We start from the raw sequence: 11,844 nt of genomic DNA, 5'->3' as shown, positions 1-11,844 counted from the left end.
TTATTTAAGTTGCTGCATGCCCGAAATGGTCGGCATGACCTCGCGCATTAAACTCAAAAACTGCCGCAGGCGTGCTGGATAATAACGCGCCCACGGATACACCAGATATACGGGCAAAGGCGCTGCTTGCCACTCGGGCAGAATATTCACCAGTGTCCCTTCTGCCAGTGCATCTGCAGCCAGCCAACTGGAAATCAGGGCGACACCTATGCCCTGCAATGCCGCATTTTTCAGGACAAATAAACTGTCTGTACTAAGCCTAGACTGGATCGGCACACGCTGAGTTTGCTGCGTGAGTTGATTTTTTAGGTGAATTTCATGCCGATAATAAGTACTGAGTTCCAGCCAAGGGAAATCTTGTAAATCTTCAATCTTTTCAATCTTAGGTAAACGTACCAACAGCTCAGGGCTTGCCACCATAATCCGTGGCACTTCGGCCAGTAAAATTGCCACTGTATTCGGGTCAGGTTCAAAACCGACATGAATCGCACAGTCGATATGATCCGCCAAAAAATCAGGTGCGGCATCACTGAGTCGCCATTCGATATTCAGTGCAGGATAGCGCTTTAAAAAATCCAGAACAGGCAGCAACAATTGCTGTTGTCCAAAGGCATGTGGGGCACGTACCCGTAGCAAACCGACAGGTTCATCCGCCACCTGTTTCAGCTCATCTTCCAGATTCAGCCAGTCATCAATCAGGTTTTTGGCATGCTGATAACAGCGCTCGCCATCATCGGTGAGTTTGGTCGCATGCGTGGTGCGTAGCAGCAATTTTACCCCAAGCAGTTGCTCCAGCGTACTTAAACGCCGACTCACAGTTGCCTGCGAGACTTCAAGCTGACGTGCCGCTCCCGAGAGTGAACCTGTTTCAACAATCCGAATCAGGGTATGCAGCAGTTCCAGCCGATCTATACGTTCAAGAGATTTCATTTTGGTTATGGTTATACGTTTGGCGTATAACTATTTTACCATGACCACCGCTACCACAATGCCGCCATTTGTCCAAAAATAGCCGTCTGTTCCTGCCCCGATCAAGAGATTGCCATTATGACTACTGCTGCCCCCACCCGATCCGTTTCGTCCTTATTGGTATTTATGCTGGCAACAGGTGCAGGTATTGCCGTGGCATGCCTGTACTATGCTCAACCGATTTTGCCGTTATTTGCCAGTGACTTGCATATCGCGGTTGGTAATTTAGGGCTGATTCCGATGCTGACCCAAATCGGCTATGCTTTGGGGATTTTCTTCCTGATTCCACTAGGCGACCGCTATGATCGCCGTGTGCTGATTCTGATCAAAAGCCTGTTGCTGATTGTGTCTTTATTGGTACTCAGTCTGAGTCAGGGGCTCTACAGTGTGCTGCTGTTTAGTCTGGTGGTCGGCATTACGGCAACCATGGCACAGGACATTGTCCCAAGTGCAGCAATTCTCGCGCCTGCGGGGCAGCAAGGTAAATTTGTCGGCACTGTGATGACAGGGCTGTTATTGGGGATTTTATTGTCGAGAACCGTCAGTGGAGTGATTGCAGCCTACTGGGGCTGGCGTGCCATGTACCAACTGGCAGCAATCAGTGTCTTTGTGGTGGCAAACGGTTTATGGCGGGTACTGCCACGCTTTCAACCGCATGCACAGCTCAGTTACTTTGCCTTACTCGGTTCAATGCGGCATTTGTGGCAACAGTATCCTGCTTTACGCCGTGCGGCACTGGCTCAAGGTCTGCTTTCGGTTGCCTTTAGTGCCTTTTGGTCGACCCTTGCAGTGATGTTGGCGGAGCATTATCACTTGGGCAGTGCAGCAGCAGGTGGTTTTGGGATTGCAGGTGCGGCAGGTGCTTTGGCTGCACCGATTGCAGGGTCATTGTCTGACCGTTATGGTTCGCATCGGGTGACCCAACTCGGCGCTGCACTGGTGATGCTATCTTTCGCGGCGATGTGGGCGTTACCCATGTTGTCGATGCATGCGCAACTACTGTTGATTGCGATTGCTGCAATTGGGTTTGACTTGGGGCTACAAGCCAGTTTGGTGGCACATCAAACGCTGGTGTATAGCCTAGAACCGACTGCACGCGGTCGTTTAAATGCGGTACTGTTTACAGGTGTGTTTACAGGTATGGCATCGGGTTCATGGCTGGGCAGTAAGGCTTATGCGATGGCTGGCTGGCAAGCCGTGGTGACGCTTGCAGCGATTATGGGCTTGATCAGTTTATGGATTCGCTGGGTTGAAGGTCGCCGTTTACAACGAGTCGAACGCCTCTCCACTCAATCCTGATAATGCAAACGCCCTGCAGCCAGATGAAGCTGTGGGGCATTGAGTTGTTCCAGTTCTTCCCAATGATGGGTGATATACAGCATCGGAATCGCCAGTTCTTGTTGAATGGTATTTAAAAAACTCAGTAACTGCTGGCGAAGTTGCAGATCCAAACCTGTCGTTGGTTCATCCAGTAACAATAAATCAGGCGATGATAGCAGCGCCCGCGCAATCGCCACCCGCTGTGCTTCACCGCCTGAAAGCTGATGGACTTTGCGCTTTAATAACGACACCAAACCCAATAATTCTACAATATAAGCACTGGCAAATTTGGGGGTCGAAGATTTTTTCCAGCGCTGGGCATAACCAATATTTTGCAAGACATTTAAATGCGGAAACAGGCAGGCTTGCTGAAAAATAAAGGCAATATTACGCTGATGCACAGGCACATCTATCCCTTGCTGACTGTCAAATACAGTCTGTTGATTGAGCTGAATTCTACCTTGCTGCGGTTGCAGCAATCCTGCAAGGCATTTGAAAAAACTGGATTTTCCCGAACCCGATGCCCCAACAATCCCCAACACAGGCTCTTGGGTCAGCAAATCAACCTGTAAACCAAAATCGGCTTGGCGATATTCAAACTGACAGTTCAGCATTTACATCCGCCCCAAACGTTGTTGATATTTCTGCAAAATCAAATGATTGGCAATCAGCGCCGTAAATGCCAAAGCCACCGACAGCATCACCAGACGCAGCGCCATCTGTTCACCATCGGGTTGTTGTAGCAGCGAATAAATCGCAATCGGTACGGTACGAGTTTCATCGGGGATATTTCCGACAAAGGTAATCGTCGCGCCGAACTCACCGAGACTGCGGCTAAAACATAAAATGCTGCCAATAATCATGCCCGGAATCGCCATCGGCAAACTGATGCTATAAAACACCTGCCACGGATTGGCACCTAGACTGGCTGCCACATGTTCAAGCCGCTGATCAATCAACTGAAATGACAGTTTGATCGGCTGTACCATGAGGGGAAATGCCACCACCATGGATGCCAGTACCGCACCTTTCCAGTTAAATGCCAACTGAATCCCGAGCTGTTGCAAGGCATGCCCAATCCAGCCCTGATGACCAAACAGCACCAGCAAGCCATAACCCAACACCACAGGCGGTAAGACCATCGGCAACTGTAAACACGCTTCAAGTAAAAATTTCAGCCGAAACTGGAGATGCACCAGACTCCATGCCACAGCAATCGCAAAAGGCAAACACAGTAAGGTTGCACACAATGCCACTTTGGCGGACAGTGCCAGAGCACTCAGTTCTTCAGGGGAAAACATGCTGCACCTGATCAGCGATTAATGCTAAAGCCATAATGCTGGAAAATCGCCAAAGCTTGTACACTGTGGCTCATAAAACGATAAAACTGTTGGGCTTCAGGATTTTGCTCTCCGGCTTTAGTCAGTGCTACAGGGTAAATCACCGCATCATGCGAGTTATCAGGCAGTACCCCGATAATCTTGACTTTGTGGCTCACTAAGGCATCGGTTTTATAGACAATCCCGACATTACACTCGCCACGCTCGACAAAGGTCAGCGCAGCACGTACATCATCTGTTCCAACAATCCGCCCTTGCAGGCTGTTGAGCCAATTCAGTTTGATCAGGCTCTGTTTGGCGTATTTACCAACAGGAACCGATTCCATTTGCCCTGTACATAACTTACCGCTAAAGGCTTGGGCAAAGGCAAAATGGCTATTGGTCTGAACCTTGATATTCAGGTTTTTCGGGCTGATCAATACCAATTGATTGCGCAGTAAAGGCTTGACGTATTGAGTGCTGACCTCCTGTTTTTGCAGCAAATAACTCATCCAGTCCTGATCTGCAGAAAAGAAAATATCGCTGGGTGCGCCCGCCACGATTTGCTTGGCAAGCGTAGAAGATGCCGCATACACAGGCACGACTTTGGTCTTCGGATATTGTTTCTGATAAAGATTGGCAATCTCGGTCACGGCATTGGTCAGGCTGGCGGCGACATAGACTTTGACTTCCCCTGCCTGCACACACAGCGCTGCAAATGTTCCCGTCAGTAGCAGACTGAGTTGAGAAATCAAGCGCATGTTCATCATCCTAATCCAGATAAATGCCGTTGAGTAATGTGCCTGCACTCAGCACCGTATCGGTAGGAACTCGCAGCAAAAAATTACTCTCGAATAAATTACTGAGCATGTGCGACTGCTGTTTTTTCAAAGCAGTCACCTGTAATTGACCCTGTTGAATTTCAGCTGACATTCTTAAAAAACGCTCACGGCGATCTGGTTTAAGATCATGTTGCAGCACAGCGCTAACCCATGCAGGTGCAATGCTTTGCCCTGCCAGTCCGCGCAGCACACTGCTGACATAGACTTGCAACGCCACATATACCGCCGCAGGATTGCCCGGTAATCCAAGTAAATAACAGCAGCGCTCTGCTGATTGTGAATGGGCGAAAAACATTGGTTTGCCCGGTTTTTGTTTGACCTTCCAGAACACCTGCTGAAAACCCAAGTTCAGTGCCACAGGTCGGACAAAATCATAATCACCGACTGACACACCACCAGTGGTAATGATCAGATCAAAACGGGATTTCAAATCCTGTAGCAGCTCGGTCAGTGCGGTTTCTTGATCCGCCACCAAGAAAAATTCTGCATCTAAGCGATGTTGCTGACACCATGCTTTGAGCATCGGGGTATTAGCATCAAAAATTTTGCCTTGCTGTAATTCATCGACATGGCTAGCGACCTCATCCCCCGTCACCACCACCGCAATTTTGGCTTGGCGATACACTGAAACGTGTTGCACACCTGCCATACACAGTGCAGCAATCGCCCCGACACCCAAAGACTGCCCTTGAGTGGCGAGCACTTGCCCTGCCTGTACTTCTTCGCCTGCATCGCGAATATCGGCATGCTTCGCCAGATCGTCGGTCAGTTCAATCTGTTGTTCCACGTGGAGCTGTACAATTTCCTGACGCGCCACCGTGGTTGTACCTTCGGGAATTTTGCCGCCTGTAAAAATCCGTACCGCTTGCCCAACTTCAAGTACCACATCTGCCACTTGACCAGCACGGACTTCGCCCATCACCTGAAAGCATTGCCCTGCATCAATCGGATGCCGTGCGGCTGCCAGTGCATAGCCATCCACTGCACTTTGGGAAAAAATCGGCAATGCCACAGGGGCATGCACATCATCTACCAAAATGCGCTGCAATGCCTGCTCGACAGATACAGGCTCACGACCCAACGGCTGAACGGTTTGTGCAATCAGTGCCAATGCCTGATCAATCGAAATCAGCCCATGTTCTGCGCCGCAGCCACTCATTGATAACCTCCCGCATGTGGGATATTTTTTTGTACATCAAACAGATGCACCAATGCAGGTAAAATCGCGGTCAACGATTCACTCGCGCCACCACGACTGCCTGGCAGGGTAATCACCAGACTGTGCTCGATATAACCCGCCACACCACGTGACAAGGCGGCATACGGGGTGCGTTTTTGTCCAAAACTGCGCGCCGCTTCCATCAATCCCGGAATTTCACGTTGCAATAAGGGCTGCAAGGTTTCTATGGTCAAATCTTTCGGGCCTAAGCCTGTACCGCCTACGGTGACAATCAGCGGATAATGATTTTTTTGCTGTTCGATCAAGGCCAGCAACGCAGTAGGATCATCGGCAATCACCTGATAGGCAATCTCATTAAAATTCGCCTCTTGCAACATCTGCATGACGCTCTGCCCTGCAGTGTCAGGTTTTTTGCCCGCAGCAACCGTATCGGACAGCACAATCACCGACGCTTGTAGGCTATGTTTTAATTGACGCACAAAATGCGATTTTCCGCCTTTTTTCTTGAGTAATCGGCACTGATCCATCTGTAAGTCTTCAGGCTCACAGTGCGGTTTCAGCATGTCATACAAGGTCAATGCCGCAAGGCTAGCGGCAGTCAAGGCTTCCATTTCCACCCCCGTTGGCCCGATGGTTTCCACGGTTGCCACAATGGTTACTGCGGCATCATGCAGTTCAAATTCAACATCGGCACGGTAAATCGGCAATGGATGGCACAGCGGAATCAGCTCATCAGTCCGCTTGGCCGCTAAAATCCCTGCAATGCGTGCGGTTTTGAGTGCATCACCTTTTTCCGTATTGCCCTGCCGTAAGAGTTCAATACAATGCGGCGGCGCAGACAGCACTGCTTGGGCTTCTGCAATCCGATAACTCTCGGCTTTCATGGCAACATTTTTCATGATGATGGTTCTCAAATAAGAAAATTGGGTTAATGCTGGGAATGGGCATGGCTATGGCTATGTGCATGCGAATGACCTGAATGCTCATGCTCCTCGGCACTGTAGTCTTTACGAATACAGCAGCCTGTCACAAACTGGCTCGTGCCATCACTATAAAATTCTTCTTTCCACACAGGCACTTCATGCTTGACCCGTTCCACTGCTTCTTCGCAAGCGGCAAATGCTTCACGGCGGTGTTCCGCATAAGCCAAGGCAATAATGGCTTTACCACCAATCCCAAGTTTGCCGACCCGATGTACCACCCGCACATACTGCACCGCATATTTGGCTTGCACTTCCTGTTCAATCTGCCGAATCATTTTCTCGGCCAAAGGTGCATAAGCGGTATAACACAGCGCATCGACTGAACGTCCTGCATGATGATTGCGTACCACCCCAATAAAACTGCCAATCCCGCCACACGCTGGAAAATCTGCAATCGGAGCGAAACAATCGAGGCTTAAATCCTGATTCCGAATTCGGGCAAAATCCATATTTATCCTCCCGCCACAGGTGACAACAACACCAAAGAGCTGTCTGTATTTAAAGCATCCTGACGCGACACCAAACGGTCAGCAATAGCACAGGCACATTGCTGAATCGAGGCCTGTGCCTGCGGATACTGCTGACCGAGCTGCTCAAGCACTGCTGCAATGTGTACAGGAGCATCGAACTCAAGCTGAAGATCGCTCGGCAGCCAGCGCGTCACTGCGCCAAAACCTTCAATCTGCACGGAAATTTTTTGCATGTTAGCCTCCAAGCATATGCATACTGATTTTTCGAGGGGAATGCGCTTGGGCATGAATGGCATGAAAACCCGATTTCTTGTACCAGATATATTCGGCAATGCGTTGCTGTAACTGGTCACGGGCAACATCGGAATGCGCTGCTAATGCCTGAATCTCGGACTTGAGCGCAATGCCTTGTGGTGCAAACAAACAGTTATACAGCTCACCCTGAGCCGTTAGGCGAATACGGTCACATTGCCCACAAAAAGCATGGCTAATGGTGGAAATAATCCCCACATCATAAGTTTGGTCTAAACGGTAGATTCGCGCAGGCGATTGGTCTTGTGGCAAAGCTTCAATCTGATAATGTGGTGCAAGCTGTTGCAAAATCTGCTGCTCGGTCACCACCTGCTGACGTTGCCACTGTGCATCACCATCCAGCGGCATATATTCAATAAAACGCAGCGGTAACTGCTGCTGTTTGGCCCACGCCACAAGCGGTAAAATTTGTGAATCGTTGATGCCCTGCATCAGCACGGTGTTGATTTTAATCGACAGCCCTGCCTGCTGTGCCGCAGCAATGCCTGCCAATACAGGCGCAAGCTCACGCTGAGTCAACTGTTGAAAAAGTTGTGAATCAACACTGTCCAGACTGATATTGAGATCATCTAGACCTGCCTGTTTTAAGGCATCGGCATATTTGGTCAGATAGTGCCCGTTGCTGGTCATGGCAATGCGTTTTAAGCCCAGTGCCCTGAGCGATTGTAACTGTTCTATAAAATGCACCACGCCCTGACGCATCAACGGTTCGCCGCCTGTTATGCGCAGGCTGTCGATGCCACGTTCAACCATAAACTGGCAAAACGCATACAAATCTTCAAAACTGAGTAAGCTGTGTTTGTCCATCCATTCGGGATGCTCTGGCATGCAATACAGGCACTTGAAATTGCAGCGATCGGTCACTGAAATTCTCAGTTTGCGTTTTTGGCGACCGAACTGGTCAATCCATGAACTGGCAGGCTGCATCATGCACGGATCACTCCAAGCGTTTAAAAAAGAAAGATAGGCAAATCGGGCAAAGCCCCGCGCATCTTTTATGATCTGTATTGATGCAAGAAATATTCCAACTCTGCACTAAAGCAATACATTCAACTGTTTGTATTGTTGTAATTCGTCGAATGAATTAATACTGTGAAAAATCAGTGCATGTTTGCGAAACTTGACGGCCTGTGCATGCATCAATTTAAAGCATTTTTTCAGGCTTAATTCACCCCGTTGGATCTGAGCACTCAAGATGGGCAAACTACTGCGTTTTAACAAGCAAAATGGATACAGCGCCGCGCCATTGATTTCCACATAAGCTACGTCGGCTTCAGGGTGCTGCACCAGTGTCTGATGCAGTTTTCTGAGTACGGATTTGGGCAAATAGGTGACATCGCAAGGCACACACAGCACATAGTCGGCTTGGACATGTCGCCATGCACTTTTCAGCCCCATGAGCGGGCCTAAAAAACCCGATTCATCGTCCTGAAAACTGCGAATGTTCGGCACCATATGCTGATAAATACGATGGTCGCGGTTGCTGTTAATCCACTGCTGCTGCACCTTGCCCCGAAAATGCTGCGAGATTTTTAACAGTTGAATTTGCTTGTCAAAACACTGCAATAACTTGTTTAAGCCCTGCATGCGGCGGGCTTGCCCACCTGCCAAAATCACCAAATCGGTGACGGGGTCATGTGCATCAGTCATGGGCAAGCTCCTGTTGGCACGATTGAATTAAGCCACGAATTTCAGGCAGGCACGAACCACAATTGCCGCCTGCTTTTAAGCAGGCCGTCACCTGTTTCTCATGGGTGATATTTTGGGTTTTGATCACCTCAAGAATGCGGTTTTTACCGACTTTAAAACAGCTACACACCAGCGGCCCATCACTGCTGCTAGCATTCATCGGTGCAGCTGCCAGCAAGGCTTTACGGTGCATGGCACTCAAACGTTCGCGTTTAAACAGGCTGGCAATCCATGCCCGATCAGGCAGAAAAGCTTTGTCGGAAATGTACAAACAAGCCACCAGACGGTTGTCTTTGAGTACCACGATATGACACAAATGCTGGCTCTGATCTTTCAGATCCAGCCACTCCAGACTGTCATCATCAAAATTCAGTAATGCCTTGATGTTACTGGTGATGTCATTAAAGCTTTGTCGCCCTGCCAGCTCATATTGCGCGGCATACGGCGTGGTGACTTTATTCCACCAGCTCATCGACTGAATCGAGTCACGTACCTGTGCCAGATATTCCTCACGAATAAAACACACGCCCTGCCAGCGACTATGAAATGGCTGCACCATCACAGGAGTATGTTTAAATTCAGGTTCACCTGAAATCGCATCCACCACAGGGTTGACCACCTTGCCAATCCGCGCATCGGAGGCGAACTGCTCAGTCCAGTGAATCGGCGCAAAAATCTGCCCACGGCGCACACCTTGCGAGAACTGCGCCCGCAACACACACTTGCCCCAGGTTGAAAACACTTCGACCAAACCCTGCTCGGCAATCCCGTATTTCAGCGCATCTTGCGGATGAATTTCACAAAAGGCTTCGGCACGGTGATTCGCCAATGCAGGCGCCAATCCTGTGCGGGTCATGGTATGCCACTGATCACGGATGCGCCCTGTATTTAAAATCAGGGGATAGTCACGGCTCAGCGCATGGACAGGCGCAACAGGCGCAGTTGCCACAAATTTGGCTTTACCCGATGCAAAGCTGAACTGACCCTGTGCAAACAGACGTTCCTGTGCTTGAGGTTGCTGCCACACCGGCCACTGAATCGGCTGCAATTGCTGATAATCTTCAGCGCTGAGTTCGCTCAGCCCTGCCAAGTTAAAATAACGGAACGTGTGGCACTGCTCACGCCCTGCTAGATCACTGTTTTGATAGGCAGAGAGTCGGGCATGCTCAAGGAAAATCTCATGCGAGGACTGAAAATCGAAACCTGAAAAGCCCATTTTTTGTGCGACTTGTGCCACCGCCCACCAGTCGGCTTTGGCTTGAGCAGGCGCACCCAAAAACGCACGCTGACGTGAAATACGGCGCTCGGAATTGGTCACTGTGCCATCTTTTTCACCCCACCCTAAAGCAGGCAATAAAATGTCGGCATATTGGGTGGTGTCTGTGTCTTGGCAAATATCCGACACCACCACAAATTCGCATTTTTCCAAAGCGCGTTTGACCTGATCGGCATTCGGCAAGCTGACCACAGGGTTGGTCGCCATAATCCACAAAGCCTTGATCTTACCCTGCTCAACTGCTTCAAACAAATCCACGGCTTTTAAGCCTGCCTTGGTGGCAATTTTCGGGCTTTGCCAAAACTCTTGCACCAGTTGCTGATGCTCAGCGTTATCGACATCCAAATGTGCAGCCAGCATATTCGCCAAGCCACCGACTTCACGTCCGCCCATGGCATTCGGCTGCCCTGTCATGGAAAATGGCGCTGCGCCTGTACGTCCGATTTTACCTGTCAGCAAGTGACAGTTAATAATCGCATTGGCTTTATTCACGCCTTGCGAGGACTGGTTCACGCCCATGGAAAACAGGCTCATCACCTGTGAAGTTTGCGCAAATTTTTCAAAAAATAGCTGTAACTTGTCCAGTTGGATGCCTGTACGCTGCGCCAGATCGGCCAAATCAGTTTCGCCCTGACTGGCTTGTAAAGCTGCATTCAGATTGTCGGTATAGCGCTCAATAAAACTGATGTCGGCATAACCATGTTGATATAAATATTGCAATAAACCATTGAACAGGCTGACATCTTGCCCCGGTAAAATCGGCAGATGTAAATCTGCCTGCTCACAGGTGGCGGTAAAGCGCGGATCAATCACCACCACAAACAGATCCCGTTCGGCTTTGGCTTGCATGATGCGCTGATACAATACAGGGTGACACCATGCGGTGTTGGAACCGACTAGCACCACCATTTTGGTCTGTTCAAAATCCACATAACTGGCAGGCACAAGGTCTTCGCCAAAACTACGTTTGTGTGCTGCCACTGCCGAGGACATGCACAGGCGCGAATTGGTGTCGATATTGGCGGTGCCCAAGTAACCTTTGACGAATTTGTTGACCACATAATAGTCTTCGGTCAACAGTTGCCCTGAGACATAAAAGGCAACGCTGTCTGCTCCATACTGGTCAATACTGTCCTGAAAACGCTCGGCAATCTGACTCAAGGCAGCATCCCAACTGCTCGGGCGGCGTGCAGCTTGACGCCCCTGCATCGGCTCAAGCACACGGGTCTGCAAACCCAGTGTATCGGCCAAATGACTGCCTTTAATACACAGACGCCCAAAATTAGATGGATGTTGGGCATCCCCTTGCACTGTCACTTGTTGCCCGTGTGCAGTCTGAGTCACATCGACCTGCACCCCACAGCCCACACCACAATATGGGCAGGTGCTGAAAGTGGTCTGGATGTCACCGTGCTGAGGCTGTTCTACCATTGCAATGCTATTCATACCGTGTTCCACGCTGCCAAATCCAACCTCTATAGACT

Annotated in this window: 12 protein-coding genes; 1 reads left to right on the top strand and 11 read right to left on the bottom strand. The window is 49.8% G+C overall.

The window, feature by feature from the left end; translation table 11 throughout:
• On the bottom strand, positions 1-930 hold the full coding sequence (locus P255_RS00255; protein ID WP_004898833.1) for a LysR family transcriptional regulator: 930 nt from the start codon (positions 928-930) through the stop codon (positions 1-3).
• Between the two features lie 117 nt (positions 931-1,047).
• On the opposite strand from P255_RS00255, the gene P255_RS00250 reads away from it, so the two are divergent.
• On the top strand, positions 1,048-2,268 hold the full coding sequence (locus P255_RS00250) for an MFS transporter (protein WP_004898829.1): 1,221 nt from the start codon (positions 1,048-1,050) through the stop codon (positions 2,266-2,268).
• On the opposite strand, the gene P255_RS00245 is transcribed toward P255_RS00250, so the two are convergent.
• The 10 genes from P255_RS00245 to P255_RS00200 form a co-directional block, all read right to left on the bottom strand.
• Positions 2,259-2,903 (bottom strand): ATP-binding cassette domain-containing protein, encoded by a 645-nt coding sequence (locus P255_RS00245; RefSeq protein ID WP_004898827.1) that lies wholly within the window; start codon positions 2,901-2,903, stop codon positions 2,259-2,261. The genes P255_RS00250 and P255_RS00245 overlap by 10 nt on opposite strands.
• The gene (gene modB, locus P255_RS00240; RefSeq protein ID WP_004898824.1) at positions 2,904-3,590 is read right to left on the bottom strand and encodes a molybdate ABC transporter permease subunit; all 687 of its coding nucleotides are present in this window, start codon (positions 3,588-3,590) and stop codon (positions 2,904-2,906) included.
• A gap of 11 nt (positions 3,591-3,601) precedes the next feature.
• Positions 3,602-4,369 (bottom strand): molybdate ABC transporter substrate-binding protein, encoded by a 768-nt coding sequence (modA, locus tag P255_RS00235; RefSeq protein WP_004898822.1) that lies wholly within the window; start codon positions 4,367-4,369, stop codon positions 3,602-3,604.
• Positions 4,370-4,379: 10 nt separating this feature from the next.
• Positions 4,380-5,609, bottom strand: coding sequence for a molybdopterin molybdotransferase MoeA (locus P255_RS00230; RefSeq protein WP_004898821.1), 1,230 nt, complete (start codon positions 5,607-5,609; stop codon positions 4,380-4,382).
• Positions 5,606-6,529, bottom strand: a complete 924-nt coding sequence (gene moaCB, locus P255_RS00225) for a bifunctional molybdenum cofactor biosynthesis protein MoaC/MoaB (protein ID WP_004898819.1) — start codon at positions 6,527-6,529, stop codon at positions 5,606-5,608. The genes P255_RS00230 and moaCB overlap by 4 nt, the downstream gene beginning before the upstream one ends.
• Positions 6,530-6,558: 29 nt before the next feature.
• The gene (locus P255_RS00220) at positions 6,559-7,062 is read right to left on the bottom strand and encodes a molybdenum cofactor biosynthesis protein MoaE (RefSeq protein WP_004898816.1); all 504 of its coding nucleotides are present in this window, start codon (positions 7,060-7,062) and stop codon (positions 6,559-6,561) included.
• Between the two features lie 2 nt (positions 7,063-7,064).
• Positions 7,065-7,316 (bottom strand): MoaD/ThiS family protein, encoded by a 252-nt coding sequence (locus tag P255_RS00215; RefSeq protein ID WP_004898814.1) that lies wholly within the window; start codon positions 7,314-7,316, stop codon positions 7,065-7,067.
• A gap of 1 nt (position 7,317) precedes the next feature.
• Positions 7,318-8,325 carry a GTP 3',8-cyclase MoaA gene (moaA, locus tag P255_RS00210; RefSeq protein ID WP_004898810.1) on the bottom strand — a complete coding sequence of 336 codons (1,008 nt, stop codon included), beginning with the start codon at positions 8,323-8,325 and terminating at the stop codon, positions 7,318-7,320.
• A gap of 105 nt (positions 8,326-8,430) precedes the next feature.
• Entirely contained in the window at positions 8,431-9,045 is a 615-nt protein-coding gene (gene mobA, locus P255_RS00205; RefSeq protein ID WP_004898808.1) for a molybdenum cofactor guanylyltransferase, read from the bottom strand.
• Entirely contained in the window at positions 9,038-11,806 is a 2,769-nt protein-coding gene (locus tag P255_RS00200) for a nitrate reductase (protein ID WP_004898807.1), read from the bottom strand. The genes mobA and P255_RS00200 overlap by 8 nt, the downstream gene beginning before the upstream one ends.
• Positions 11,807-11,844: the final 38 nt, after the last annotated feature.

Origin of the sequence: Acinetobacter brisouii CIP 110357 (genome assembly GCF_000488275.1) — a bacterium.
GTDB lineage: Bacteria > Pseudomonadota > Gammaproteobacteria > Pseudomonadales > Moraxellaceae > Acinetobacter > Acinetobacter brisouii.
The sequence above is the reverse complement of the archived record's forward strand: the minus strand, read 5'-3'. Positions and strand labels throughout refer to the sequence as shown.